Here is a 25,216-nt window from a genome sequence, read left to right as displayed (position 1 = left end):
GCGGCAGTTCGGAGTGAATACAACCAAAAACAGCCTGTCTTTTCCTTTTCGGAGAAGGCAGGCTGTTTTTTTGATGCGACAAAAAAATCTCCCGCGCCAGGCGCGGGAGAAAATGACGATCAGATGGAGCGGAACCCTTTGCCGATGATCTCACTGCTGTTCACGATCGTGATGAAGGCATGGGGGTCGGCGGTGCGGATGAAGTTCCGCAGCATGGCGGCTTCATGGCGCGTCAGCACCGTCATCAGCATCCGCTTGTCATCGTGCGTATAGGCACCGAAGGCTTTCTGCTCCGTCGCCGAACGATTGAGGACCTTCACGATAAAATCCTCAATCCGCTCGGGGTCAGAGGTGACCACCGTGCAGACCTTGCGCAGGTTGAGACTTTCAATGGCGTTGTCTACCACGGTGCATTTGAGAATCAGGCCCAAAATACAGTACAGTCCGGTTTTGGCGCCGTACAGATACGCAGCAATCAGTACAATGCCAAAGTCACTGACCATCAGCGCACGGCCGATTTCCAGGCTGGTGTATTTGTGCAGGATCATGGCGACAATGTCGGTTCCGCCGGTGGAGGCGCCGACGTTGAAGACGATGGCACTGCCCACAGCCGGAAGAATAACGGCAAAACACAGTTCCAGGAAGGTATCGTCCGTCAGGGGCCGGGTCAGGGGCAAAACCTTCTGGCACAGGCTGACAAAAAAGGAGAGTGCGAAGGAAGAGTAAATCGTCCATCCCATGGCACGGGCGCCCAGAAAAATCAGGCCCAGAACGACCAGGATGGCGTTGACCAGCCACATGAAACCGCCTACATTCCAGGTCGGAAAGAGGGTCGCCAGAATGATCGATATGCCGGAGGTGCCGCCGAAAGCAAAATGGTTCGGCGTTTTGAAAAAGGCGATGCCCGCGGCAGTACAGAACAGACCGCTGTTCAGCAGTGCGAAGAAGATGGCGCTGTCCCGCAGCTGGGACTTGCTCAAATGAAGCTTCTCTTCGATCATACAGATCTCCATTTCTTTTGTTATATTCCGGGAAAAGGCAGATTTTCTCACTTTTGATCGGAACCCCGGGAAAATCCCGACTAAGCGTACCACCGAACCACGGCCCTGTCAAGCGTGCCGGACAAATCTTGCGGGACATCAGGTTTCCCGCATTTTTTCTCTGCGGAAGGAATACACTGGGAAAGCCACCATGGACCTGGGCAGGGGAGGAGATGCGGTGAAAACAGTTATCTATCTGGACGTATTGCTTCTGGTCAATTTTCTGATTGCCTATTTTCTGCTGCTTGCTGCCGGGATGCTCACAGGTCAGCAGGCGTCCTTCCGCCGGATGCTGCTGGGCAGCGTGCTGGCCAGCGGCAGTGCCCTGATTCTCTTTGCACCGGAACTGTCCTACCCAGCACAGGTTGCATACAAGCTGGTCACGGCCGGCGCCATTGTCGGGGCCTGCTACGGGATGCGGCGGGTCAGAAAGTTCCTCTCGGCAGTTTTCTGGTATGCGGCGCTCAACATCCTGCTGGCAGGACTTGCGATTCTGGCTATCCTGCGCACCGGCACACCGATGATCCAGACCGGCAACCTGACGGTCTATCTTCGTCTGCCGCCGGTATTGCTGCTGCTGTTGTCGGCGCTGTGCTGCCTGGCGGTGTGGGTGTACCTGTATTTTGCGGGCGGAACACCCCGGAAAACGCCGACCATCGGTGTGGAGTTTGAACTGTGCGGCAGTATGGTGCGTCTGCGTGCCATGCTGGACACCGGGTGCCATCTCAAGGACCCGGTTACCTGTCTGCCGGTGCTGGTTATCAGTTGGCCGGGCGCCCGGGGGCGGCTTCCCGAACCGGTTGACCGCTATCTCCGGGACTGGTTTGACGGCCGACGACCCGACCGCCCGCCCGAACAGACCTCCCTGCGACTGATTCCCTGCGCGACGGCTGCCCGGAATACGCTTCTGCCGGGATTTGCAGTGGACAACATCGGTCTCATCACCGAACACGGGGTCGTCGAACTGGGACATTCTGCGGTGGCGTTTTCGCCGCAGGAATTCAACTCTGCCGAATATGAAGCACTTTACGGCCCGGATTTTCTGTAAGGAGGGGTGATTATGGAAGCTCTGAAAACGATCCGCCGCAGTCTGGAACATCTGGTTCTCTGTTTCGGGAACCTACCGGATCTGCATTACATCAACGGCCCCGATACGCTGCCGCCGCCCCTGACATCCGGGGAGGAAAAAGAGGTGTTCGCTCAGCTGGAAGCGGGCGTGCCCGGTGCGCGGGACCGGCTCATCACACATAATCTTCGTCTGGTGGTCTACATTGCCAAAAAATTTGAGTCCGCAACCGCCGGGGTGGAGGATATGATCTCGATCGGAACCATCGGCCTGATCAAGGCGGTCAACACCTTTGAACCGGACAAGAATATCAAACTGGCGACCTATGCCAGCCGCTGCATTGAAAACGAAATCCTCATGTATCTTCGCAAAAGTTCCAACCGCCATCAGGATGCCAGCATCGACGAACCGCTCAACACCGATTCGGACGGCAATGAGCTGCTGCTGATGGACGTGCTGACCGGCGAACAGACGCAGGTCGGGGAGGAACTGGAACGCAGTGCCGAGCGTGCGGCCCTGCATGCTGCCGTTCAGGGACTTGCTCCGCGGGAGAGGCAGATCATGGAGATGCGGTTCGGGCTGCGGGATGGCGTCGAACATACCCAGAAAGAGGTGGCCGACGCCATCGGGATTTCCCAGAGCTATATCTCAAGGCTTGAAAAAAGGATCATCAAGCGGCTGAGACGCGAGATTGAATCCATTGTCTGATCGCATAATTTGCAGAAATTTCCATGCTGTCTGTCCGCCATCCCGCCAGCCCATACTTCCTGTATCAGCCGGGGCAGAATACGGCCCCGGAACAGACGGGAGGATGGTTAAATTGTTCACAGGCAAAGTAGAAATCTGTGGGGTCAATACGGCGATGCTGCCGGTTCTGAGCGAACGGCAGAAAAGCGAGCTGCTGGTGCAGGCCAAAAACGGGAACCAGGAAGCCCGGCGCCAGATGATCCAGGGAAATCTTCGCCTGGTATTGAGCGTGGTCCAAAAATTTACCGGCCGGGGAGAGAATCTTGACGACCTCTTCCAGGTCGGCTGCATCGGGCTGATCAAGGCCATCGACAACTTTGATCCTGGCCTGAATGTCCGTTTTTCCACCTATGGTGTGCCGATGATCCTCGGGGAGATCCGCCGGTTCCTGCGGGACAACAATCCGGTCCGGGTCAGCCGTTCCATCCGGGACCTGGCATATCACTCGATGCAGGCGCGGGAAAGTCTGCAGAAAGAAACGGGGCGGGAACCCAAGGTGAGCGAAATCGCCGAGCGGGTGGGCAATACCCCGGAAAACGTGGCCATGGCGCTGGAATCGGTGATTGAACCGGCGAGCTTGTATGAGCCGGCCTACTCGGACGGGGATGACAGTCTCTCGGTGATGGACCGGGTTCCCGAAGCCAGCTCCGAGGAAAGCTGGATCAGCACCATCATGTTCCGCGATACCATGCAGCAGCTGACCCCGCGGGAACGCAAGATCATTGCACTGCGCTATTTCTCCGGCCAGACACAGACACAGGTGGCACGCACGATCGGCATCAGCCAGGCCCAGGTCAGCCGTCTTGAGAAAAGCGCCCTGGGGCACATCAAAGAACAGATCTCTTCCCGCTGAACGGTCAGGACTCCTCAGAGGCGGATTTGACCTGCGCGGGGCGTGATGCGCGCTTGTCCAGCTTGATGCCGCACAGACCGAGTGCGCGGTTGAAGGACTTGTGATTTTTGTAAAGAATCCCGGTGATGCCCAGGTTGTAGGCGGCCTGGGCATTTTGCTTGCTGTCGTCAATGAAGATGGACTCGTCGTAGGCCAGGCCGTATTTCTGCATCAGCAGCCCGAAAATACGGGGGTCCGGCTTGCACAGATGAACCTCGCAGGAGGCAATGCCGCCGTCAAACAGCGGGAAAAAGTCCCGCTGCCGGATCTCATCGATGATGTCCTGGGAGATGTTGGACAGATAATACAGCCGGTAACCCGCCAGCTTGAGCTTGCACATCGTCTTGACGGTCCGTTTGTTGGTGTGCAGAATGGCCTGCCATTCGTCAATCACGGCCTGCACTTCAAAAGTGCGTCCGTGTTCGGCGGCGTTTTCCAGCATGATGCGGTTGGCGGTGCCGCGGGTGATGTCGCCCCGGTCAAGATCCTCCCACTCCTTGCTGCCGAACGTCAGGTCATACACTTCATTTTCTGCGTGCTTATTCATAAAATGATCCATCAGGAAATCGCGCGGCTTGAAATCCACAACGACACCGCCAAGATCAAAGATAATGTTTTTGTACATAGAGGTACCCTCCGGTTTTTGCTTTCCTATTATTATACACGCAAACTGCGAAATACACAAATGAAAAAACCGCTGCATAGAATGGAAACGAGAAAAAAGAAGGGGGCGATCCGATGACACTGCAGGAACTGCACGAAAAAGATGTCATTCAGATCAAATCGGGGGAGAATCTCGGGCGCATCGATGATCTGGTATTTGAAAATTCCCAGATTGTGCAGGTCATTCTGCACGGGCGTTCAAGACTGTTCGGGCTTCTGGGGCGGGACGATGACCTGGTGATTCCCTGGCTGGCCATCAAGACGATCGGGACCGATGTGGTGATGGTGGATACCGAGATTCCGCAGCCGCACGCCAGCCGCAGCAAGCACAGCTGGCTGTAAAAAACAGGAAAAATCTTTCCCGGCGGGATGAAATCAACGCCAAGGTATGTTATAATAAAAACAATTCTATGGCCTGCCCGGAAAACGGAGGAATTCTTTACCATGACATGGCGCCGAATGCTGGTTGTGACGGCCGCTGCGGTGCTGATCCTGCTGCTCGGTGCGGCATTTCTGATTGCGCCGGTCTGGCAGTTCGGCTATACGACGGGACAATCTCGGCAAACCGGTACGGACATCCGGAACGGGACGGCCTGTATCAATGTAAATACCGCCTCGGAGGAAGAGCTGATGGAACTGCCGGGGATCGGCCGCACCAAGGCGGCTGCCATCCTGACGTACCGGCAGGAACACGGTCCTTTTCTGAAGGTGGAAGATCTTGCGAACGTGGAGGGCATCTCGTCCCGGATGGTCAGCGACTGGGACGGGATGATCTGCGTTGCCGATCCCTGAACTCCCCAAATTGAATTAGGAGGAACCTGTTTTGGAAAAAACGTCGGACAGCATTTTTATTAACCGGGAACTCAGCTGGCTGGATTTTGACAGCCGTGTGCTGGCGCTCGCCAAGGAAAAGAGTGTCCCGCTGGCGGAGCGGATCAAGTTTGCGGCGATCTTCAGCAGCAATATGGACGAGTTCTTCATGGTCCGTGTGGGCTCGCTGTATGATCAGACGCTGCTCAAGAACAACAAGCTGGACATTGTAACCCATATGACGGCGTCGGAGCAGATTGCCGCCATCACGCCGCGGGTCGCGGAACTGCAGGCCAAGTGCGATAAGTATTATCAGCACCTGCTGACGGCTTTGCAGGAAAACCATTTCCGCAAGGTGGACTTTGACCATCTGGACAAGCATCAGGAACACTACTGGAAGGCCTACTATGAGCAGGAGATCTTCCCGATCCTCAGCCCGCAGATTGTCGATCAGCGGCATCCGTTCCCGTTCCTGCGCAACAAGGAAATTTATTTTGCCGTGCAGCTCAACAGCAAGAATGATGGTGTCTATTACGGCATCATTCCGATCAGCAACCAGTTTGAGCGGGTCCTCTTTACCAAGGAGGAGGACGGTACCACCAGCTTTGCCTTTGTGGAAGAGCTGATTGCCCATTTTGCGGGCCGTGTCTTCAACAAGAGCACGGTGCAGAAATCCTGCCTGTTCCGTGTCACCCGCAATGCGGACATCACGGTGGACGAGGGCATGATGGATCATGACATCGATTTCCGCGACGTCATGAGTGAACTGCTCAAGAAGCGGCGCAAACTGGCGGCGGTACGGCTCCAGTTCTGGCCGGAAGCGCCCCAGGATATTGTCAAGTTCCTGCGGGAAAAGCTCGTCGTTCCGGCGGACCGCTGCTATGCGCAGACCTCGCCGCTGGACCCCGGCGGGCTGTTCCGGCTGGCCTCCCGCGTCAGTGCGGAGGGCGGACCGGCCATGAGTTATCCGCCGGCACGACCCATCCAGGCGCCGCCGGACTATGATCTGTATACCGAGGCACACAAGCATGACGTGCTGCTCTCTTACCCGTACCAGAGCATCCGTCCGTTCATCCGGATGCTGATGCGGGCCGGGTCGGACCCTGACGTGGTCAGCATCAAGATGACGCTGTACCGTATGGCCAGCGACTCCCAGATTGTGCAGGCGCTGATCAACGCGGCGGAAAACGGCAAGGAAGTCGTGGCCATGGTGGAGCTGCGGGCCCGGTTTGACGAGCAGAACAACATCGACTGGTCCAAACAGCTCGAGGAAGCCGGCTGTACGGTCTTTTACGGATTTGACGATTACAAGGTCCATTCCAAACTGACCCTCATTACCAGCAAGGTCAACGGTAAATACCAGTACCTGACGCAGATCGGTACCGGCAACTATAACGAAAAGACCAGTGAGTTGTACACCGACCTCTCCTTCATCACCACACGGCAGGAAATCGGTGAGGAAGCCAGCGCCGTCTTCAACAATATGGCACTGCAGCGTCTGACCAGCGAGGCGGATACCATGCTGGTTGCTCCGCTGCGCTTCAAGAGTGTCCTGCTGGAACAGATGGATCATCAGATTGAACTGGCGCGCCGTGGACAGCGGGCCTCGATGATCCTGAAAAACAACTCCATCAATGATCCGCAGATCATCAACAAGATCAGCGAAGCCAGCTGTGCGGGCGTCCGCGTGGATATGATAGTCCGCGGCATCTGCTGTATCAAGGCAGGGGTGCCCGGCAAGACCGAAAACGTTCATATCCGCAGCCTGGTGGGACGGTATCTGGAACATTCCCGGATTTACTGCTTCGGCGAAGGCGAGGACATGAAGATCTATATCGCTTCGGGCGATTTCCTGACCCGGAACACCGAGCGCCGCGTGGAGGTCGGCGTCCGGGTGGACGACCCGGAGATTGCCAGAAAGCTGCGCGGAATCCTGGACCTGCAGCTTCGCGATACCGTCAACGCGCGGGAAATGCAGCCGGATGGTACTTACACCCGGGTCAAGCCGGTGGACGGACAGCCGCCGGTGGACAGCCAGATGGCAATGTATGGGTATTTCCAGCACGGGTTCGAGACTTCCCCCGCCAAACCGGTGCGTAAGCCGGAGGCACCGCGTGTGAAGGCCACGGCCGTGAAACGGGTGGCCAGTCAGGATCACAGCAGCCTGCGCGTCCGGCAGCAGACGGCGGCGGACAGCGTGCGGTTCCGCGGCCTGTGGGATTCTTTGTTCGGACGCGGTAAAAAGTAAGATTTCAATCCCGGAATAGGAGGACATAACATGAAAAGCTGTGTGGTGACCGCTACCTACGCGTGTTCGGCCAACAAAGTGTGGCTGTACCTCACCAATCCGACACTGAACAGCTGGCGCCCCGATGTCACCAGCGCCGAGATTGATCCCGGCGGGATGAAGATCGTCGAAAAGCATCAGGACGGCAGCACGACGGAGATTCTCTTCACCAACATGGAGAAGCCGCGCCGTATGACCTGCAATTTTGTCAAGGGACGGGTCAAGGGAACGTTCACGGCGATTCTGTTCGGCAGTGCAGAGTCCACGAGTCTGGAGTGCACACTGGACGTGGAGGGACTCGGCCTGTTTGCCAAACCGCAGAAGCAGCTGCAGGCGTTTCTGGAAACGCTTCGCAAAGCACTCGGCGAATAAGTTCAATCAGGGGGCACCTGTCCGGGGTGCCCCTTTTTCATATCCTTTCCGGCACCGGCATATATCTGAAAGAACCGAACACGGTAAGGAGGGATAGCCGATGTGGGAGGATGCGACCCCGAAGGAACCCGAAAAGGAGCCGGGCTCTGCTCCACGCCGCTCCAGACCCGGCGGCCATGATTACGTTCTCTGGGTGCAGCTGGGAATCTGTCTGGTCATTGTGGGGGTGGTCCTCGGCGCCCGGAAGCTGAACCTTCCCATGGCTGCCAGCCTGCGGACAGCCTTCGACTTGGCGGTCAGTCAGCCCGGCCCGTCTTTTCTGCAATGGGACGGCGACCGGGAATTTCAGAAATTCACCCAGGAAACCCTGGCGGAGCTTCGCGGTGCCGTGCAGGAGGTGGCCGGCAGCCTGACGCAGTCCACGCCGGAAACCGCCGGACGGGCCAAACGGGCAAGGCCCGGCGGATCGGTCAGCAGTCAGGAAAGTTGTTATCTGCCGTCGTTTGCCCTGAGCTTCCCTTTGCCGGACCGCAATGTGGCCAGGACGTCCGGTTATGGAAGCAGAACCGATCCGATCGGCGGACTGGAGCAGGAGTTTCACACCGGCGTGGATCTTGGCGCCGCACAGGGGACCCCGGTTCTGGCCGCGGCGGATGGCGTGGTTCGCATTGCCCAGACTCACAGCAGCTATGGCAACTATGTGAGACTTCTGCATGAGGACGGGGATGAAACGCTGTATGCCCACATGCAGTTCCTGTTTGTCAGACCCGGACAGACTGTAACCCGGGGAGAACAACTGGGAACGGTAGGGCAGACCGGCAATGCGACGGGGCCGCATCTGCATTTTGAAATTCTGCATGAAGGGGTGCGTTATGATCCCACACAGGCGTTGGAGGAAGCCGGTTAAGCTCCGCGTCCGGGCTTTGCCGGCCGTGCTGTTTGGCCTGGCCGCGGCCCTGGCCTGGGATTCCTCTGGGACGGTGCGCATGGGGCTTTTGTGTGCGGTTCTCCACGAGGCGGGACATCTCGCAGCCTGGACGATTCTGTTCCGCCGCGTGCCCACCGTGACGCTCTCCCTGACCGGCCTGTGTCTTTCCCTGCGCGGGGAATTGCCGGGCAAGACGCAGGAAATCCTTCTGGCGATGGCGGGCCCGGCGGTGAATCTTGCGCTGTGCATCCTCTGCCTGGTCTGGATGGAATATGTCGGGGGATATACCTATCCGGGATACCGGTTTGCCTGTGTCAATCTGCTGTTGGGAGCATTCAACCTGCTGCCGCTTCCCGGCCTGGACGGAGGACGGCTGGCGGCAGTTCTGCTGGATGAATTGCATTTTACAGGAAAATAAGGTACAATAAGAGCAAAAATCAAAGGTTTCCTTTCCTGGAAGGGAACCGTGGAAGGATGAACCATGGCTTTCTTTTCTCCGAAGATGAAAGAGGCGCTGAGCCTGGTGCAGAAGCCCGGCCGGTATACCGGCGGCGAGCCCGGATGCACTTATAAAGACAAGGACAAGGTAGATGTCCGGATGGCATTCTGTTTCCCCGACACCTACGAGATCGGTATGTCGTTCCTGGGCGAGAAGATCCTGTATGAGCTTCTCAACCGGCATGAAAACTGGTGGTGCGAGCGTGCCTTCATGCCCTGGACCGACATGAAAGAGCAGATGGAACGGCTTGACATTCCGCTTTACTGCCTGGAAAGCAAGGACCCGCTGCGTGAATTTGATATTGTGGGATTCTCGCTGGAGTATGAACTGTGCTACACCAATGTCCTGGCGATGCTGCAGCTCTCCGGCATTCCGCTGCGTGCGGCAGACCGTGACGAGCGCTGGCCTCTTGTGATTGCCGGCGGTCCCTGCGTGTGCAATGCGGAACCGATGGCGGATTTCTTTGATGTGATGCAGCTCGGCGAGGGCGAACAGATGCTGCAGGACATCTGTGCCACGGTGGAGAAGGGAAAGAAAGCCGGCTGGAACCGGGAACGTCTGCTGGAGGAGCTGGCCGGCATCCCAGGCGTGTATGTTCCGTCCTTCTATGATGTGACCTATCTGCCGGATGGGCGGATTGAATCCATCCGCCCCAACCGTCCCGGGGTGCCCGAAAAGGTGACCAAGGCCATTGTCCGGGATATGGACAGCTTTGTCCCGCCGGAAAACTTTGTGGTGCCGATGGTCGGCGCCGTTCAGGACCGTGCCAGCGTCGAGGTGCTGCGCGGCTGTGTGCGCGGATGCCGGTTCTGCCAGGCCGGGCAGATCTACCGCCCGTTCCGGGAACGCTCGCCCAAGCTGATCAGCGACAGCGCCCGGATTCTGTGCCGGAACACCGGTTACGATGAACTGAGCCTGACCAGCCTTTCCACCTCCGATCACTCCCGCCTGGAGGAAATCCTGGACAACCTGAATGCCTGGGCCGAGGCGGACCATGTCAGCCTCTCGCTGCCTTCGCTCCGCGTGGACAACTTTTCGCAGTCTCTGGTCGAAAAGACCACCAAGGTGCGCAAAAGCGGTCTGACCTTTGCCGCCGAGGCGGGGACCCAGCGCCTGCGGGATGTCATCAATAAAAACGTGACCTGGGAGCAGATCGAGCGGGGCTGCCGGATCGCTTTCTCGGAAGGGTATACCTCCGTCAAACTCTATTTCATGATGGGCCTTCCCACCGAGACCATGGAGGACATCAAAGGCATTGCCGACACCGCACAGAAGGTTGTGGATCTGTACTATCAGATGGACCATGCCAAGGGCAAAGGCGTTCAGGTTACCATCAGCGTGGCCTGCTTTGTCCCGAAACCGGACACGCCCTTCCAGTTCTGTGCCCAGGATCGCCGGGAAACCCTGCGCGAAAAGCAGAGATACCTGCTCAGCTGTGTGCATTCCCGCAAGATCAAGGTCAACTATCATGACAGCGCGACCAGTGTACTGGAAGGCGTTTTTGCCAAGGGGGACCGCCGGCTCGGCAAGGTGATCGAGACCGCGTTCCGCAATGGCGCCTTCTTTGACACCTGGGAGGAGTATTTTGACTATGACCGCTGGCTGGATGCCTTCCGGGAATGCGGTCTGGACCCGGACTTCTACAATTATCGTCCGCTGGGGCTGGATGAGGTGACACCGTGGTCGCATCTCGACGTGGGCGTCAGCCACGCTCATCTGGTGCGCGAATATCAGAAAGCGCTCCGTGCCGAGACCACCATGCCCTGCAACCGTCAGTGCAGCGGATGCGGAGCCAACAAACTGCTGGGAGGACCTTGCTTTGATTACAGTCAGAATTCGATTTGAAAAACTGGGCGAGGCGGCTTATATCTCGCTGCTGGACCTGCAGCGGGTCTTCCACCGGATTTTGAAGCGCAGCGGCCTGCCGGTCTACTATACGCAGGGGTTCAACCCGCATATCTATCTGTCCTTTGCCTGTCCGCTTTCGCTGGGGCAGGAGAGCATCTGCGAATGCTGCGAGGTCAAGACCGAGGCGGAAGGTCAGGACTTTGAAACCTGGCGTGCCGCTCTGCAGCCGCTGATGCCGCACGGCATCCGGATCACCGGCATTGCACCGGCCTTGGACAAAGTGGGCGAGATCGACCATGCGGATTATCAGATCACCGTCCCGGCTTCGGCAGCGGCCGTTCTCGAGGAATATAATGCGGCGCCGGTCGCCATGGTGCTGAAAAAAAGCAAGCGCGGTCAAAAAGAACTGGACCTCAAACAGGTGATTCCGCACATCGATTACCGTGCCGAAGGGGAAGAGCTCACCTTTTTGCTGACGATGCCCTGCGGCTCGGGAGAGGCTCCCAACCTGAATCCCTCGCTGCTCCTGGGCTATCTGCACGAACGCGGCCTGCCGCTGTGGCAGTGCAGCGTGCTCAGAACGAAGCTTTACACAAAAAATGGCAAAGAATTTTGTTAAAATGCTGAAAAGCTCTTGCAAAAATTCCTTGAATGTGCTAATATAATCAAGCGTTAGTGCCGTCGAGCCATCGGCGGGGTAATGACAAATCATTATACAGGCGGTCCTCTGGCACCGGACAGATGCGTATGAACGTCGAAAAACAATGGAGGAATTCATCAATGGACGCAATGCAGAAAATGACCGAGGGCATGATCAAAGAGAACAAGCCCAAGTTCGAAGTCGGCGACACCGTTCGCGTGGCCGTTCGTATCAAGGAAGGCGACAAGGAGCGTATCCAGGCCTTTGAGGGCACTGTGATCGCCAAGAAGCACGGCGGCATCGCCGAGACCTTCACCGTTCGCCGCACCTCTTACGGTGTTGGTGTGGAGCGTGTGTTCCCCATCAACAGCCCGTTCGTCGAGAAGGTTGACGTCGTTCGCCGCGGCAAGGTCCGTCGTGCCAAGCTGTTCTATCTGCGTGGCCGTACCGGCAAGGCTGCCAAAGTCAAGGCTCGCATCTGATCATCCAAAGGGAATATGCAAAAAAGGGGAGGACGGTTGGCGTTCTCCCTTTTTTGTAGTGATGCCATCAATGATTCTGCGGAAAGCGGGGGTTGCACATGAGTCAGAAGGAGCGACGTCTGAAAACCAACCGGACACTGCTGGAATATCTGGATTCCATCCTGCTGGCTGTGATTGCCGTTGCTATGATCTTTACCTTTGTGGCACGCCTGATCCGTGTGGACGGCCATTCCATGGAGCCCACGCTGCATGACCGTCAGCTTCTTGTGATTTCCAGCCTGCCCTATACGCCCCATCATGGGGATGTGGTGGTTGTGGATGCCTATACCCGCCACAGCCGGACCCTCATCAAGCGGGTGATCGGGACGGAGGGCGATACGATCGATATTGATTTTGCAACCGGAACGGTTTACCGCAACGGGGAAGCGCTGGAGGAACCCTATACGGCGGAACCCACCTTCACCCAGCTGGATATGCAGTTCCCCGTCACGGTGCCGGAAGGGTGCGTTTTTGTGATGGGAGATAACCGCAACAATTCCCTGGACAGTCGTCTGGCGGAAATCGGCTTTGTCGATACGCGTGACATTCTTGGCAAGTCCATTCAACAATACTGAGCGGGAGAGGACAATGAGCGAAACAATCGTAAACCGGCGCGTCATTCAGTGGTTTCCGGGCCATATGGCCAAGACGCTTCGCCTGATGGAAACCGAGATCCGCAATGTGGATTGTGTTTTGCAGATCCTGGATGCCCGCATCCCTCAATCCAGCCTCAACCCTGAGATTGAGCGCATCACCAGCGGGAAGCCGCATCTGTACGTCCTGAACAAGGCGGATCTTGCCGACCCTGACATCACCCGGCAGTGGCTTCAGTATTTCAAAACCGCCGGTGCCGGTTGTCTGCCGATGGACTCCAAACAGAAAGGCAAGGCCGGTGCGGTCAGAGGCCCCATCACGCAGGAACTGTCTGCGCTCATGGAACGCCGCCGCAGAAAGGGTATGGTGGGAGCCAGAATCCGGGTGATGGTTGTGGGCATCCCCAATGTCGGAAAATCCACCTTCATCAATTCCTTTGCAGGTACCACACGCGCCAAGGCGGCCAACAAGCCGGGCGTGACGCGGGGCAAGCAGTGGATTACCGTTGACAATTTTGATCTGATGGACATGCCCGGTGTGCTGTGGAAGAAATTCGACAGCCTGGAAACGGCGACCAATCTGGCGTTCATCGGCTCCATCAAGGATGATATTCTTGATATTGAGGAACTCGCCTGCGGACTGCTTTCCAGCGTGCGGCAGATCTATCCCGAAAAGCTGCTGGCCCGCTACAAGCTCGGGGAGGAAGCCCTGCAGCTTTCGCCCTATGAACTGCTCCAGGCGATCGGGGCCAAGCGGGGAATGCTGATTTCCGGCGGGGAAGTGGATACCGAGCGCGCCGCCAAGATGCTGGTGGGAGAATTCCGTGCCAGCAAGTGGGGCCGCATTTCGCTGGAACGGCCGCCCGAACGGGCCCTTGTTCCGCAGGAAGAGTGGGAGGAGGACGAAGATGCCCCGCAGGATGACCGGTAACCCCGCTCTGTATGACTATGATGCCGAACAGCGCCGTCTGCACGGTGTGGTGTGCGGTGTGGATGAGGCAGGCCGCGGACCGCTCTGCGGGCCCGTCTGCGTGGCGGCCGTGATCCTGAATCCCGATGACCCGATCGAGGGAGTCAATGACTCCAAAAAGCTGACCGAGAAACGCCGTGAAGCGCTCTATGAACAGATCACGGCGCGTGCGCTGGCCTATCAGATCGTGTTTGTCCCGCCGCAGGAAATCGACGAGAAAAACATCCTTTGGGCCACGATGGACGGCATGTCCCGTGCCGTGACGGGGCTTTCCATCACGCCGGACTATGTTCTGGTGGATGGCAACCGCTGCCCGCCGGATCTGGAACAGCCGGCACAAGCCGTGGTCAAGGGCGATGCCACCAGTGCAAGCATTGCCGCGGCTTCGATTCTCGCCAAGGTCAGCCGGGACCGGTACATGGTGGAACTGGACAAACAGTATCCGCAGTACCAGCTTGCCCGGCACAAAGGCTACCCGACAAAGCTCCATTATGCGCTGATCGAACAGTATGGAATCCAGGACTTTTATCGCCGGAGCTTTTTGAAAAAGCAGGGATACTGGGATGGAACGCGCTGAGCTCGGGCACCGGGGCGAAGCCATTGCGGCCAAGTATTACCAGAGCCGCGGCTATCTGCTGCTCGGACACAATTATCGCACACGGCTGGGAGAATTGGATCTCATTGTCCGCAAAGGAGATCTACTGGTGTTTGCCGAGGTCAAGACCAGGACCCGGCAGGACCGGATGAAACCCTCCGAAGCCGTCGATGCGTTCAAGCGCCGCAGGATCATTGCGGCGGCGGGATATTATCTCCAGCACAGTCCGTTTGCGGATTCATCGGTCCGATTCGACGTTGTCGAGGTGGTGCCGGGGCCGGACGGCTGGCAGGTTCACTGTATCATGGATGCATTTCAATGCTGACATAAATAAGAATGACAAACGGGGTGTTTGACCATGCAGTATCAGAGTACACGCGATCCGAATACCGTCGTCTCTTCTTCGGAAGCCATTCTGCGCGGACTGGCGCCGGACGGAGGCCTGTTCGTGCCGCAGGAATTCCCGAAAGCGGATCTGGACAGCTGGCGTCAGCTTTCCTATCCGGAACTGGCTGCGAAAGTCCTTTCGCTGTTTCTGACCGATTATCAGGAGGACTTCCTGCGCCAGGCGGCCGAGCAGACCTACGGTGCGGCGTTTTCCGGCAAGGCCGGCTGGGTCGAGAAGGTCCGGGATGGCCTGTTCTCCCTGGAACTGTGGCACGGCCCTACCTGCGCATTCAAGGACTACGCCCTGCAGATCATGCCCAAACTGCTTGTGCAGGCCAAGAAAAATCTGAACCGCAGTGAGACCACACGCATTCTGGTTGCTACGTCGGGCGATACCGGCAAGGCGGCTCTGGCCGGGTATGCGGGGCTGGAAGGCATTGAGATCGCGGTTTTCTATCCCAATGCCGGCACCAGCGAGATCCAGCGCCTGCAGATGGTGACCCAGACCGGCGACAATGTCGCGGTCTATGCCGTGAACGGCAACTTTGACGATGCCCAGACCGGCGTCAAGCGGGTGTTCGGCGATCCCACGGTGGCACAGGAACTCGAAAAGCGGGGAATCCGGCTTTCCAGCGCGAACTCCATCAACTGGGGCCGTCTGGCGCCGCAGATTGTATATTACTTCTATGCCTATTTCCGCCTCGCGGAGCAGGGGGCTGTGGCCTGGGGCGAACCGGTGGACTTCTGCGTGCCCACCGGAAACTTCGGCGATATTCTGGCCGGCTACTATGCCAAACGGATGGGACTTCCCGTCGGCCGTCTGGTCTGCGCATCCAACCGCAACAATGTATTGACGGATTTCATCCGTACCGGTGTTTATGACGCGCGGCGGGAATTCTTCAAGACGGATTCCCCGTCCATGGATATCCTGATTTCCAGCAATCTGGAGCGTCTGCTGTATCATGTGAGCGGGGACAGCGCCAAGGTGGCCGGATGGATGAAGGATCTCGCCAAAAAGGGCACTTATACCGTCGATGCCGGTACGCTCGCGGCGATCCAGCAGGTGTTTGCCTGCGGCTGTGCCGATGACGCTGTCTGTGCACAGGAAATCCGGCAGCGCTTTGAGCAGGACCGGTATCTCTGTGATACCCACACGGCCGTGGCTTTCCGCGTGGCGGAGCAGGAGCACCGCGATGTCCCGATGGTGGTGCTTTCGACGGCCAGTCCCTTCAAGTTCCCCCGGCAGGTCCTGCGCGCGTTGGGCGGCGACGTCCCGGAAAGCGATTTTGCGGCCATGGCGGCTCTTACCGCCAGGACGGGCTGCCCGGCCCCCGAGACGCTCCGCACGCTGGATCGTCAGCCGGTCCGGTTCAACACCATCATTGAACCGTCCGAAATCCGCAGCGCTGCACTGCGCTGATTCGTATGTAGACGGGGGCCGTCTGTACCGTAGGCACAGGCGGCCGGCCGCACTCAGATCTCGCTGAAGGTTTCGCAGACCGTTTCAGCCGAACCGTTGGAGCGGTGGTTGACATGGATCTCGCGGGCCGTGCAGCAGCAGGAACCGTTGTTGTGGACGCAGTTTTCAACGTCGCAGCAGATACCGTTGATGATCTTTTCTTCCATAAGGCATTGCCTCCTTTCACACACTCAGTATGACCGGGCAAGGGGGCCTTTATACATCCGGGGAGGCGGATATGGCAGTATTTACAATCGGAGATCTCCACCTCTCCCTGGGCGGCAACAAACCCATGGATGTCTTTGAAGGCTGGGAAGGGTATCTTCCCAAACTGGAAGCCAACTGGAGAACCCTCATCCGGCCGGAGGATACCGTGATTCTGGCCGGGGATACCAGCTGGGCCATGAAACTCGAGGAGACAAAAGCGGATTTCTCTTTTCTTCAAACGCTTCCGGGGCAGAAATGGCTGCTCAAGGGCAACCATGACTACTGGTGGACCACGGCTCGCAAGATGGAGCGCTATCTGGCAGAGTCCGGGTTTGATTCGCTGCATATCCTGCACAACAACAGCTGTCTGGTGAACGGCACTGCACTCTGCGGTACCCGGGGATGGCCGTTTGATGAGGCGGAGGCGCAGTACAGCAAGATCATGCCCCGCGAGGCAGGGCGCCTCCGGATGTCCCTGGAGTCTGCCGGAGAGGCGGAGAAAATCGTCTTCCTGCATTATCCGCCGGTCTTCCCGGGCGGGTCGGCGCAGCCTCTGATTGATGTGATGAAGGAATTCGGCGTCAGGACCTGCTTTTACGGGCATCTGCACGGCAAATCCATCCGCTGCGCCGTGCAGTGGGAGGTGGACGGCATCCACTACAAGCTGATTTCGGCAGACGGACTCAAATTCTGTCCCTACAAGATCTGTGACTGAGAAAACGGGCGGAAATTTTTTCCCTGGACAGGTATATTTTTTTGAAAATGGGCTGGTATTCTTTGCCGGTACATGCTATAATAAATTGTATTTCTATGTTTGGAGGATTTATAAATGAATCTGATTTCCTGTGAAAAGCTCGAAAAGAGCATGGTAGAACTGCAGTTCTCTATCGACGCCGATACCTTCAAGAATGCGGTCAACACCGCCTTCAAGCGTGAGGGTAAAAAATATGCCATTCCCGGCTTCCGCAAAGGCAAGGCTCCCCGCCATATGATCGAAAAGATGTACGGCGCGGACATCTTCCATTACGATGCCATCAATGACCTGTTCCCGGACGCCTACGAGGCTGCCGTGAAGGAAGCGGCGATCGACGTGGTCGGCCGTCCCGAGCCGGAAGTTGTCTCGATGAATGAGAACGACGGCGCTGTGCTCAAGGTCAAGGTCGCTGTCAAGCCCGAAGTGGAGCTGGGCGATTACGCCGGTTTAACCGTGACCAAAGAGGTCAAGACTGTGGATGAGGCTGACGTTGACGCCGAGATCAAGCGCATGCAGGACCGCAACGGCCGTCTGCTGACCCGTGAGGGCGCTGCCGAGAACGGCGACACCGTTGACATCGACTTCGAGGGCTTTGTGGACGACAAGGCGTTTGAGGGCGGCAAGGCAGAGCACTATTCTCTGGTGCTGGGCTCCAACTCCTTCATCCCCGGCTTTGAGGATCAGCTGGTCGGCCATTCTGCCGGCGAAGAGTTTGACATCAACGTCAAGTTCCCCGACGAGTACGGCGCTGAGGAGCTGGCCGGCAAGGATGCCCGCTTCAAGATCAAGCTGCATGAAGTCAAGTACAAGGAGCTGCCCGCTCTGGATGACGATTTTGCCAAGGACGTCAGCGAGTACGACACGCTGGACGAGCTGAAGGATTCCATCCGCAACGGCATCAAGACCAACCAGGAAAAGCAGGCTGACCAGAAGGTTGAGAACGATCTGATCGATCAGGTTGTCAACAACATGAAGGCCGAGATCCCCGCCGCCATGATTGATCTGCGTGTGGACGAGCTGGTGCAGGACTTCCAGTACCGCATCTCTCAGCAGGGCCTCAAGCTGGATCAGTACCTGCAGTATATGGGCATGACGATGGATCAGTTCCGCGCTCAGTTCACCGAGCAGGCCGAGAAGCAGGTCAAGATGCGCCTGGCCATGGAAGCCATTGTTGCCAAAGAGAACATCGAAGTGAGCGACGAGGAGTTTGAGGAAGAAGTCAAGCGCATCGCCGACGCTTACAAGATGGATGTCGAAAAGGTCAAGAGCATCGTGGATGCCAACGCCGTCAAGGCGGACCTGGCCGTGAACAAGGCCATCGACTTCGTCAAGGAGAAAGCCAACGTTGTGCTGGCTTCCGCCGATGAAAACAAGGAGGAGAACAAGGACTGATCCTTGCTGCTCCCGGAATGTAAAAAGGCCGGTACGGTGAGCAGATGCCGCCGTATCGGCTCTTTATCGAATACCGACAATCTTTTTATGCTTTGAAGGAGGGAACCGAATGAGCCTGGTACCTTATGTTGTCGAACAAACCGCACGCGGTGAGCGTAGCTATGATATTTTCTCTCGCCTTCTCAACGACCGCATCATCGTCCTGAGCGAGGATGTCAATCCGTCCTCTGCCAGTGTGATTGTGGCACAGCTGCTGTACCTGGAAGGGCAGGACCCCGAAAAGGATATCAGCTTCTACATCAACAGCCCGGGCGGTTCGATCTCGGACGGAATGGCCATCCATGACACGATGCAGTACATCAAGTGTGATGTGTCGACGATCTGCGTCGGCATGGCTGCCTCGATGGGTGCCTTCCTGCTTGCCAGCGGTACCAAGGGCAAGCGCTTTGCACTGCCCAATTCGGAAATTCTGATCCATCAGCCGCTGATCTCGGGCGGCCAGAACGGCGGTATTGCCGGACAGGCCACCGATATTCAGATCCACGCCAACCACATCATCCAGATCAAGAAGAAGATGAACCGGATGCTCAGCGAGTACACCGGTCAGCCCCTGGAAGTTGTGGAGCGGGATACCGAGCGCGACAATTATATGACCGCTCAGGAGGCCAAGGAATACGGTTTGATCGACGAGATCATTGTGAAACACTGAACCCAGGGGGAAGGAAATGGCAAATTCGATTTCCGGCAAGGACGGAAAACGTGAACTGATCTGCAGCTTTTGCGGCCGGTCCCAGAACCAGGTGGAACAGCTGATCATCGGACCCGGCGTGAACATCTGCAAAGACTGCATTGATATGTGCTACAACGCCCTGTACAAGGACGGTGAACGTCCGGCTCCGCCCCGCGCGACGCCGGATCGCCGCACTGCGGCACGCCGCAGAAGCACGGACCCGCTGGACGGCATCAACATCATGACGCCTGCCGAGATCAAGGCCGGACTCGATCAGTATGTGATCGGTCAGGATGAGGCAAAGCGGGTTCTGGCGGTTTCGGTCTATAACCATTACAAGCGGATTCTCTCCGGACGTGAGAGCAGCGTGGAACTGCAGAAATCCAATGTGCTCATGCTCGGACCGTCCGGTACCGGCAAGACACTGCTGGCACAGACGCTGGCCAAGATGCTCAACGTGCCGTTCGCCATTGCGGATGCCACCACGCTGACCGAGGCAGGCTATGTGGGCGAGGATGTGGAGAATATCCTGCTCAAGCTGATCCAGGCTGCGGATTTTGATATTCCCAAAGCAGAGGTCGGCATCATCTATGTGGATGAGATCGACAAGATCACCCGCAAGAGTGAAAACCCGTCCATCACGCGGGATGTGGGCGGCGAAGGCGTTCAGCAGGCGCTGCTGAAAATCCTCGAGGGAACGGTCAGCAATGTTCCGCCCAACGGAGGACGCAAGCATCCCCAGCAGGAATTTATTCAGATCAACACCAAAAACATCCTGTTCATCTGCGGCGGTGCGTTTGACGGTCTGGAAAAGCTGATCCAGAAGCGGACCGATCAGGCGACGCTCGGCTTCGGCAGCCAGCTGCGCACCAACCTCGACAGTGAGGAGACCCGCCAGAAACTTCTGCGCAAGGTCGAGCCGGATGATCTGGTCAAGTTCGGTCTGATTCCCGAACTGATCGGCCGTCTGCCGGTTGTGACGGTCCTGGACCCGCTGGATGAGCCTGCGCTGATCCGCGTGCTCACCGAGCCGAAAAACAGCATCGTCCGCCAGTATCAGGAGCTGTTCTCGATGGATAATGTGGAACTGAACTTCACCAATGCCGCACTGAGCGCCATCGCCAAAAAGACGATTGAGCGCAAGAGCGGGGCGCGCGGTCTGCGCAGCGTCGTGGAGGATCTTCTGATTCCCATTATGTTTGATATCCCGTCCGATCCCACCATCATCCGGGTGACGGTGGACGAGGATACGGTCAACGGAGCACCTCCGCATCTGGAATACGGTGCGGTCCGTCGCCGCTACAAAAACGAAGCGCTTCCCAACTGAGGAAGCGGTCCCGGCTGAAATAGAAAAATCGGCGTGTCGCTGTACAAGGCGGCACGCCGTTTTTTTGATGATTTTGGGAATGACAGGTCAGCGATGACCCTCCGGCAGCAGGTGAACTTCGGGATGCTCCGGGCGGGTCTGGAGATGTTTGGCGGATACGACCATTGTGATTCCGGAGAAGCCCAGAAAAATACTGACGGGCAGCATGGCCATCCAGTCGACGAGGAGTGCGCTGCAGAAGGTACAGATGGTCCGCCAGGAATGCGGAGTGATCTTGACGAGCAGACTGTACAGAAGATAGAAGAACACCAGCGCCAGGAGCGGAAGGCAGAACAGGGGACAAAGCCCCAGCAGCACGCCGAAAGAAACGGCGATGGCTTTTCCGCCTTCAAAATGATAAAACAGAGGCCAGGCATGGCCGATCACCGGCGCCAGCAGCACAAAGACAAACAGCGGATCGGACGGCAGACAGAACCGGAGCGCCCAATGTACCGGCAGAAAGCCTTTGAGCAGATCACAGATCAGTACCGGGATTCCGCAGGCCAGTCCGCCGCACAGAAACGCACTCGCCGTTCCGGGGTTGTGATCCTCCTGCGCAGTCCGGACATCCTTGCCGGCAATCCAGCGGGTGAGGAGCTGCGCATACAGAACACTGCCCGAAAGATACCCTGCCAGGGTAAAAAAGAGATAGGGGGCCCAGGGAGTCATTCTGTCGTCAGCCCCCGATCTTTCTGGAGTGCTTCTGCCAGCTTGCAGATGGATTCTGCCGCATCACAGTGCAGGACCGAACACTGCGCACGCAGCATTTCATTGCGGGCGCCCTCGTCCCCCACCAGCATCCTGCCGGCACGGGCCTGGGCACGGATGGTCTTGCCGGTCACACTCAGCCCATGCCGCAGGAAGAAATTCCGGTTTTCTGTCTCACAGCCGGGAATGGGTTCGGTGTGGACCAGCGGAATCCGCGCGGCAACCGCCTCTGTGGAAGTCAGCCCGCCGGGTTTGGTGAACAGAACATTGCAGGCAGCCAGCAACAGCCGCATCTGGTCGGTTTTTCCCAGAATCCGGATACGCGGGTCGCGGTGGAACCGCGCAGTCAGACGCTTCTGCATGGATTCATTGCTGCCGCAGATGACCAGCAATTCGGCTTCTTCGCCGGTAAGACGGGAAACATCGTCCGTCAGGCGGCCAAGATTGCCTGCGCCCATGCTGCCGCCCACGATCAGATAGAGCTTTTTGTCCTGCGGCAGGGAAAGCTTAGCGCGGGCTTCGGCGGCGGTCACCGGAACGGCATAAGCCGGAGAGACCGGAATCCCCAGAGGGCAGAGCTTTTCGGCCGGAACACCGCGTGCGGCAAACTGGTCGATCAGGTCTTCGTGCGGAATAACGTAGCGGTCGCAGTCAGTTTCCTCCCAGAACGGGATGCAGGTGTAGTCGGTGGCAACAGCGATCACCGGCGGCAGGGATTCCCCGTGACGGCGCATCCAGGTCAAGGTCTCTGCCGGATACAGGTGCGTTGCGAAGATTACATCCACCGGGTTCTGCGTGAAATACTCCCGCAGATACCGTGCCATCGCGGCATTGGCATAGTACACGGGGGAGCGTTCCATGTGGGTGCTGACCGCCATGCCCAGATCATATACGGCACCGAAGGCTTTGGGGGTGCGCTGAACCAGCTGAATATAACTGTCGCCGACGGCCTTGGACACGTTCTCACCGGCCAGGGTCAGATAATCAAGAACGTAGGCTTGATGTCCGCGCTGCGTCATGGCTTCTGCAATCGCATGTGCGGCTGCATTGTGTCCGCCGCCGGTGTTGCAGGAAAGAACAACCGCTTTCATAAAACATCACCTCAGGAAGTCAGCGTGGTAGGCCGGTCGATATACACAATATGGGTGTCGGACAGGAAGGTCTGGAAATTGTACAGGATCAGGATCTGGTCATAGCCTTCCTTCTCGATCGTCGAATCCAGCCCGTAGGCAAAATTGCGGAAATCCACAACGCCGATCTTGGCATAGTTTGCGGTGAGATAGGGAACAAAGCTGTTGGCGTAACTGTCTTTTACCACCAGGATGCTGCCCTCTCCGTCGCCTTCAATCACCGAATAGCCATGGTTGCCGTCCAGGAATGCGCCGTATTTGTCGCGCGTGGCGAGCTTCTCCGTATTGATGAGCGGCATGGTCTGGGAGGCCTCGAACTGCGCTTCTCCGTTGATATTATAAATCGTCATCAGATTGGGAAGTTCATAATAGGTGAAATGATCCGGCTGTGTCTTCCAGTACCGGGTGGCCGAATAATGCGTCCCGTAAAAATCATTCACTGCGACGGCGGTGTGGGCAGAAGTGTCAAACGGCGTCAGTCCCTTGAGAGAACAGAACTGCTGGTATGCCAGATATGCGCCGTCGGTCGTCCAGTGATGATCGGTCTTGAAGTACAGATACTGGTCCTTGTTGGCGCGGAAAACATCGCGCAGATCAAGCACATCGGCGCTCTCCCCGATGCTGGCAAAGATGTCGTCCAGCATGGCATCCTCGTCGATCATCGGGGCATTGGCCGGGAGCATCTCGGGATAGATGTCGCTGGCAGACGGCGCCAGCAGGAAGGTGACCCGGTCGGGGTAACGCGAGGCAAAGCTGACGACCGAGCGGACATTTTTATTTAGAAGGACCTGTGTGTCCTCACTCACCGTAAACAGTTTGGTGAACATCCATCCGTCCTTGCCCAGCAGGATGCCGCCCTCCTCAGTTTCCCCGAGGGCGGTGGCATTGGTCAGGCTTTCCAGATCAATCCAGCGGTCACGGAAGGCGACCTGGTCCTGCAGATAGCTGCCGAATGCTTTCTGCCAGTCACCGCTCAGAAAGGACTGCAGGGTAAAGGCGGGCATCTGGGCCAGTTTCCGGTTTTCCAGCTCAGAAATTTCTCTTTTGGGCCAGAAAAGATTGAGCACGGAGAATCCGCAGATAAAGACGGCAAACAGAATCAGCGCGGCCGGAAGGGTGCGGCGCTCATTGTTCTTGCGATGAATACGTTTTTCCATCCGGAACTGCCTCCTTTCAGAAGTTTGCGTACAGAGCGGTGCTTTCGGTGGACGCAATCACATAGGCAGTGCACAGCACAAGGCAGCCGGCCAGCACCACCAGGCGCACCGGCGTGTGACGTTTGCACCACTGCCATAGTTTCTGGGGCAGTGCTGTGGAGCAGACCGCACAGAGAATCAGCAGGACGGCATAGTTGCGGACAAAATACAGGGCCGAAGTTCCGCCGTGCGGAATCAGGAGCTGGCGGAGCAGAAGACCGAGCGGCGCACCGGGAAGATTGCAGGTAAACAGACCCCAGCCAAGAACGACCAGTACCAATGTATACAGGTGAGGCCAGATCTTTCCCTTTTTGAGGTAAGGCAGCAGAAAATTCTTCTCAATGACCAGCAGTACAAAGTAGTACAATCCCCAGCAGATGAAGTTCCAGTTGGCACCGTGCCAGATGCCGGTCAGCGCCCAGACAACCAGCATGTTCAGGATCTGTCGGGCCGGACCGCGGCGGTTGCCGCCCAGCGGGATATAAATGTAGTCCCGGAACCAGCCGGAAAGCGTGATGTGCCAGCGGCGCCAGAAATCCGTGATGCTGGTGGCCGTGTAGGGCAGCTGGAAGTTGGCAGGGCAGTCAAAGCCCATCATTAGGCTCAGACCGTTGCTCATTTCAGAATAGCCGGAAAAGTCAAAATACAGCTGGAAGGAATAGGCGATGATTCCCAGCCAGGCCAGCGGCAGGGAAGCGTTGGCAAGTCCGATGCCGGTTGCACCGACGATGTCCTGCCACAGCCGTGCAATGGAGTCCGCCAGGATCACTTTTTTGGCAAGACCGAAGGTGAACATCTCGGCACCGCGCTGAATCTGCGGCAGTGTGCAGCGGCCGCGGGTCGTGTGCAGCGCGGCAGAGATTTCACGGTATTTTACAATCGGACCGACGATAAGCTGCGGATACATCAGAACGTAGGCACTGAAATCCACAGGATTGCGTTCGGCCTGTGTTTTTCCGGTATAGACATCCGCAAGATAGCTGATGAGCTTGAAGGTGAAATAGCTGATGCCCAGCGGCAGGACATCCAGAAAGTCCAGCTCGGACAACCGCAGCGAGGCGATGGTGTTGAGGGTATCAATCAGGAAGTTGGTGTATTTGCAGAAGATCAGGGCGGCTGCCGTGATGGCGATGGCGACGATCAGCACCATCTTCCGCCCGCGGCCGTGGGGCATTTTCTGCATCAGAAGTCCGGCTGTGTAGTTGACGACAACCAGCACGATCATCAGAGGAAGCCACTCAATGCCGCCCCAACAGTAGAACAGCAGGCTCTCCGCCAGAAGGACGGCGTTTTTGGCTTTTCCGGGCACCAGATAATACAGAGCGAGCGCCAGCGGAAAGAAACAGAACATAAAGACAACACTGTTAAAATTCACGGGTGCGGTCCTCCTAACATCGGCCGGGGCGTCAAGGTCCC

28 protein-coding genes are annotated in these 25,216 nt (G+C 57.4%); 21 read left to right on the top strand and 7 right to left on the bottom strand.

What is annotated here, in order from left to right:
- Positions 1–119 precede the first annotated feature (119 nt).
- Positions 120–1,001 (bottom strand): YitT family protein, encoded by an 882-nt coding sequence (locus U0L91_RS11300; protein ID WP_330047019.1) that lies wholly within the window; start codon positions 999–1,001, stop codon positions 120–122.
- Positions 1,002–1,218: 217 nt separating this feature from the next.
- Here U0L91_RS11300 and U0L91_RS11295 point away from each other — a divergent pair, with 217 nt between their 5' ends.
- From U0L91_RS11295 to U0L91_RS11285, 3 genes are all read left to right on the top strand, one after another.
- Complete coding sequence (locus tag U0L91_RS11295; protein WP_330047017.1) at positions 1,219–2,088, top strand: sigma-E processing peptidase SpoIIGA; 870 nt, start codon at positions 1,219–1,221, stop codon at positions 2,086–2,088.
- A gap of 12 nt (positions 2,089–2,100) precedes the next feature.
- On the top strand, positions 2,101–2,814 hold the full coding sequence (sigK, locus tag U0L91_RS11290; protein ID WP_330047015.1) for an RNA polymerase sporulation sigma factor SigK: 714 nt from the start codon (positions 2,101–2,103) through the stop codon (positions 2,812–2,814).
- Between the two features lie 103 nt (positions 2,815–2,917).
- Positions 2,918–3,706 carry a SigB/SigF/SigG family RNA polymerase sigma factor gene (locus U0L91_RS11285; RefSeq protein WP_330047013.1) on the top strand — a complete coding sequence of 263 codons (789 nt, stop codon included), beginning with the start codon at positions 2,918–2,920 and terminating at the stop codon, positions 3,704–3,706.
- A 4-nt stretch (positions 3,707–3,710) separates the two neighbouring features.
- Here U0L91_RS11285 and U0L91_RS11280 read toward each other — a convergent pair whose 3' ends face one another.
- Complete coding sequence (locus tag U0L91_RS11280) at positions 3,711–4,370, bottom strand: HAD family hydrolase (protein WP_330047012.1); 660 nt, start codon at positions 4,368–4,370, stop codon at positions 3,711–3,713.
- A gap of 113 nt (positions 4,371–4,483) precedes the next feature.
- Between U0L91_RS11280 and U0L91_RS11275 the strand changes: the two genes are divergently transcribed.
- From U0L91_RS11275 to thrC, 14 genes are all read left to right on the top strand, one after another.
- The gene (locus U0L91_RS11275) at positions 4,484–4,750 is read left to right on the top strand and encodes a YlmC/YmxH family sporulation protein (RefSeq protein ID WP_330047010.1); all 267 of its coding nucleotides are present in this window, start codon (positions 4,484–4,486) and stop codon (positions 4,748–4,750) included.
- Positions 4,751–4,852: 102 nt separating this feature from the next.
- Positions 4,853–5,200 (top strand): ComEA family DNA-binding protein, encoded by a 348-nt coding sequence (locus tag U0L91_RS11270; protein WP_330047008.1) that lies wholly within the window; start codon positions 4,853–4,855, stop codon positions 5,198–5,200.
- Between the two features lie 31 nt (positions 5,201–5,231).
- Complete coding sequence (gene ppk1, locus U0L91_RS11265; RefSeq protein ID WP_330047007.1) at positions 5,232–7,466, top strand: polyphosphate kinase 1; 2,235 nt, start codon at positions 5,232–5,234, stop codon at positions 7,464–7,466.
- Positions 7,467–7,496: 30 nt separating this feature from the next.
- Positions 7,497–7,877, top strand: a complete 381-nt coding sequence (locus U0L91_RS11260) for an SRPBCC family protein (RefSeq protein ID WP_330047005.1) — start codon at positions 7,497–7,499, stop codon at positions 7,875–7,877.
- Between the two features lie 100 nt (positions 7,878–7,977).
- Positions 7,978–8,784, top strand: a complete 807-nt coding sequence (locus U0L91_RS11255; protein WP_330047003.1) for a M23 family metallopeptidase — start codon at positions 7,978–7,980, stop codon at positions 8,782–8,784.
- A 79-nt stretch (positions 8,785–8,863) separates the two neighbouring features.
- Positions 8,864–9,223: a metalloprotease gene (locus U0L91_RS11250; RefSeq protein ID WP_330047001.1), complete on the top strand. Its 360-nt coding sequence runs from the start codon at positions 8,864–8,866 to the stop codon at positions 9,221–9,223.
- A 63-nt stretch (positions 9,224–9,286) separates the two neighbouring features.
- Positions 9,287–11,149, top strand: coding sequence for a TIGR03960 family B12-binding radical SAM protein (locus tag U0L91_RS11245; protein WP_330046999.1), 1,863 nt, complete (start codon positions 9,287–9,289; stop codon positions 11,147–11,149).
- The gene (locus tag U0L91_RS11240; protein ID WP_330046998.1) at positions 11,124–11,771 is read left to right on the top strand and encodes a TIGR03936 family radical SAM-associated protein; all 648 of its coding nucleotides are present in this window, start codon (positions 11,124–11,126) and stop codon (positions 11,769–11,771) included. Before U0L91_RS11245 ends, U0L91_RS11240 begins: the two co-directional genes overlap by 26 nt.
- Before the next feature lie 161 nt (positions 11,772–11,932).
- A complete protein-coding gene (rplS, locus tag U0L91_RS11235) occupies positions 11,933–12,274 on the top strand; it encodes a 50S ribosomal protein L19 (RefSeq protein ID WP_330046996.1) in 342 nt (113 codons plus the stop codon).
- Positions 12,275–12,372: 98 nt separating this feature from the next.
- Positions 12,373–12,888 (top strand): signal peptidase I, encoded by a 516-nt coding sequence (lepB, locus tag U0L91_RS11230; RefSeq protein WP_330046994.1) that lies wholly within the window; start codon positions 12,373–12,375, stop codon positions 12,886–12,888.
- A gap of 13 nt (positions 12,889–12,901) precedes the next feature.
- Entirely contained in the window at positions 12,902–13,837 is a 936-nt protein-coding gene (ylqF, locus tag U0L91_RS11225) for a ribosome biogenesis GTPase YlqF (RefSeq protein ID WP_330046992.1), read from the top strand.
- Positions 13,815–14,453, top strand: coding sequence for a ribonuclease HII (rnhB, locus tag U0L91_RS11220; protein ID WP_330046990.1), 639 nt, complete (start codon positions 13,815–13,817; stop codon positions 14,451–14,453). The genes ylqF and rnhB overlap by 23 nt, the downstream gene beginning before the upstream one ends.
- Positions 14,440–14,796, top strand: a complete 357-nt coding sequence (locus U0L91_RS11215) for a YraN family protein (RefSeq protein WP_330046989.1) — start codon at positions 14,440–14,442, stop codon at positions 14,794–14,796. Before rnhB ends, U0L91_RS11215 begins: the two co-directional genes overlap by 14 nt.
- A gap of 33 nt (positions 14,797–14,829) precedes the next feature.
- Positions 14,830–16,278: a threonine synthase gene (gene thrC, locus U0L91_RS11210; RefSeq protein ID WP_330046988.1), complete on the top strand. Its 1,449-nt coding sequence runs from the start codon at positions 14,830–14,832 to the stop codon at positions 16,276–16,278.
- A gap of 53 nt (positions 16,279–16,331) precedes the next feature.
- Here thrC and U0L91_RS11205 read toward each other — a convergent pair whose 3' ends face one another.
- Positions 16,332–16,484: a DUF1540 domain-containing protein gene (locus U0L91_RS11205; protein WP_330046987.1), complete on the bottom strand. Its 153-nt coding sequence runs from the start codon at positions 16,482–16,484 to the stop codon at positions 16,332–16,334.
- 71 nt (positions 16,485–16,555) lie between these two features.
- Between U0L91_RS11205 and U0L91_RS11200 the strand changes: the two genes are divergently transcribed.
- The 4 genes from U0L91_RS11200 (at position 16,556) to clpX (ending at position 20,727) form a co-directional block, all read left to right on the top strand.
- Positions 16,556–17,239 (top strand): metallophosphoesterase, encoded by a 684-nt coding sequence (locus U0L91_RS11200; protein ID WP_330046985.1) that lies wholly within the window; start codon positions 16,556–16,558, stop codon positions 17,237–17,239.
- Between the two features lie 114 nt (positions 17,240–17,353).
- A complete protein-coding gene (tig, locus tag U0L91_RS11195) occupies positions 17,354–18,670 on the top strand; it encodes a trigger factor (RefSeq protein ID WP_330046983.1) in 1,317 nt (438 codons plus the stop codon).
- Positions 18,671–18,779: 109 nt separating this feature from the next.
- Entirely contained in the window at positions 18,780–19,379 is a 600-nt protein-coding gene (gene clpP, locus U0L91_RS11190) for an ATP-dependent Clp endopeptidase proteolytic subunit ClpP (protein ID WP_330046981.1), read from the top strand.
- A gap of 16 nt (positions 19,380–19,395) precedes the next feature.
- Positions 19,396–20,727, top strand: a complete 1,332-nt coding sequence (gene clpX, locus U0L91_RS11185) for an ATP-dependent Clp protease ATP-binding subunit ClpX (protein ID WP_330046979.1) — start codon at positions 19,396–19,398, stop codon at positions 20,725–20,727.
- A gap of 87 nt (positions 20,728–20,814) precedes the next feature.
- Here clpX and U0L91_RS11180 read toward each other — a convergent pair whose 3' ends face one another.
- The 4 genes from U0L91_RS11180 to U0L91_RS11165 are packed head-to-tail and all read right to left on the bottom strand — an operon-like array spanning position 20,815 to position 25,175.
- Positions 20,815–21,435: a glycerol-3-phosphate acyltransferase gene (locus tag U0L91_RS11180; RefSeq protein WP_330046977.1), complete on the bottom strand. Its 621-nt coding sequence runs from the start codon at positions 21,433–21,435 to the stop codon at positions 20,815–20,817.
- Complete coding sequence (locus U0L91_RS11175) at positions 21,432–22,565, bottom strand: MGDG synthase family glycosyltransferase (RefSeq protein WP_330046974.1); 1,134 nt, start codon at positions 22,563–22,565, stop codon at positions 21,432–21,434. Before U0L91_RS11175 ends, U0L91_RS11180 begins: the two co-directional genes overlap by 4 nt.
- A gap of 11 nt (positions 22,566–22,576) precedes the next feature.
- A complete protein-coding gene (locus tag U0L91_RS11170; RefSeq protein WP_330046972.1) occupies positions 22,577–23,761 on the bottom strand; it encodes a DHHW family protein in 1,185 nt (394 codons plus the stop codon).
- Positions 23,762–23,777: 16 nt separating this feature from the next.
- A complete protein-coding gene (locus U0L91_RS11165; protein WP_330046970.1) occupies positions 23,778–25,175 on the bottom strand; it encodes an MBOAT family O-acyltransferase in 1,398 nt (465 codons plus the stop codon).
- Positions 25,176–25,216: the final 41 nt, after the last annotated feature.

Source organism: Gemmiger sp. (assembly GCF_036306485.1).
Lineage (GTDB): Bacteria > Bacillota > Clostridia > Oscillospirales > Ruminococcaceae > Gemmiger.
Note: the sequence above shows the minus strand (reverse complement) of the source record. Positions and strands in the feature narration are given on the sequence as shown.

What these genes read in the sequence shown, in the direction of transcription:
- U0L91_RS11170 (WP_330046972.1), bottom strand. Translation starts at nt 23,761, where the DNA reads ATGGAAAAACGTATTCATCGCAAGAACAATGAGCGCCGCACCCTTCCG.
- clpX (WP_330046979.1), top strand. Translation starts at nt 19,396, where the DNA reads ATGGCAAATTCGATTTCCGGCAAGGACGGAAAACGTGAACTGATCTGC.
- U0L91_RS11250 (WP_330047001.1), top strand. Translation starts at nt 8,864, where the DNA reads ATGGGGCTTTTGTGTGCGGTTCTCCACGAGGCGGGACATCTCGCAGCC.
- thrC (WP_330046988.1), top strand. Translation starts at nt 14,830, where the DNA reads ATGCAGTATCAGAGTACACGCGATCCGAATACCGTCGTCTCTTCTTCG.
- U0L91_RS11175 (WP_330046974.1), bottom strand. Translation starts at nt 22,565, where the DNA reads ATGAAAGCGGTTGTTCTTTCCTGCAACACCGGCGGCGGACACAATGCA.
- U0L91_RS11205 (WP_330046987.1), bottom strand. Translation starts at nt 16,484, where the DNA reads ATGGAAGAAAAGATCATCAACGGTATCTGCTGCGACGTTGAAAACTGC.
- U0L91_RS11200 (WP_330046985.1), top strand. Translation starts at nt 16,556, where the DNA reads ATGGCAGTATTTACAATCGGAGATCTCCACCTCTCCCTGGGCGGCAAC.
- U0L91_RS11270 (WP_330047008.1), top strand. Translation starts at nt 4,853, where the DNA reads ATGACATGGCGCCGAATGCTGGTTGTGACGGCCGCTGCGGTGCTGATC.
- U0L91_RS11285 (WP_330047013.1), top strand. Translation starts at nt 2,918, where the DNA reads ATGGTTAAATTGTTCACAGGCAAAGTAGAAATCTGTGGGGTCAATACG.
- U0L91_RS11300 (WP_330047019.1), bottom strand. Translation starts at nt 1,001, where the DNA reads ATGATCGAAGAGAAGCTTCATTTGAGCAAGTCCCAGCTGCGGGACAGC.
- U0L91_RS11245 (WP_330046999.1), top strand. Translation starts at nt 9,287, where the DNA reads ATGGCTTTCTTTTCTCCGAAGATGAAAGAGGCGCTGAGCCTGGTGCAG.
- sigK (WP_330047015.1), top strand. Translation starts at nt 2,101, where the DNA reads ATGGAAGCTCTGAAAACGATCCGCCGCAGTCTGGAACATCTGGTTCTC.
- U0L91_RS11255 (WP_330047003.1), top strand. Translation starts at nt 7,978, where the DNA reads ATGTGGGAGGATGCGACCCCGAAGGAACCCGAAAAGGAGCCGGGCTCT.
- ylqF (WP_330046992.1), top strand. Translation starts at nt 12,902, where the DNA reads ATGAGCGAAACAATCGTAAACCGGCGCGTCATTCAGTGGTTTCCGGGC.
- clpP (WP_330046981.1), top strand. Translation starts at nt 18,780, where the DNA reads ATGAGCCTGGTACCTTATGTTGTCGAACAAACCGCACGCGGTGAGCGT.
- U0L91_RS11280 (WP_330047012.1), bottom strand. Translation starts at nt 4,370, where the DNA reads ATGTACAAAAACATTATCTTTGATCTTGGCGGTGTCGTTGTGGATTTC.
- lepB (WP_330046994.1), top strand. Translation starts at nt 12,373, where the DNA reads ATGAGTCAGAAGGAGCGACGTCTGAAAACCAACCGGACACTGCTGGAA.
- rnhB (WP_330046990.1), top strand. Translation starts at nt 13,815, where the DNA reads ATGCCCCGCAGGATGACCGGTAACCCCGCTCTGTATGACTATGATGCC.
- U0L91_RS11215 (WP_330046989.1), top strand. Translation starts at nt 14,440, where the DNA reads ATGGAACGCGCTGAGCTCGGGCACCGGGGCGAAGCCATTGCGGCCAAG.
- U0L91_RS11260 (WP_330047005.1), top strand. Translation starts at nt 7,497, where the DNA reads ATGAAAAGCTGTGTGGTGACCGCTACCTACGCGTGTTCGGCCAACAAA.
- U0L91_RS11180 (WP_330046977.1), bottom strand. Translation starts at nt 21,435, where the DNA reads ATGACTCCCTGGGCCCCCTATCTCTTTTTTACCCTGGCAGGGTATCTT.
- rplS (WP_330046996.1), top strand. Translation starts at nt 11,933, where the DNA reads ATGGACGCAATGCAGAAAATGACCGAGGGCATGATCAAAGAGAACAAG.
- U0L91_RS11275 (WP_330047010.1), top strand. Translation starts at nt 4,484, where the DNA reads ATGACACTGCAGGAACTGCACGAAAAAGATGTCATTCAGATCAAATCG.
- tig (WP_330046983.1), top strand. Translation starts at nt 17,354, where the DNA reads ATGAATCTGATTTCCTGTGAAAAGCTCGAAAAGAGCATGGTAGAACTG.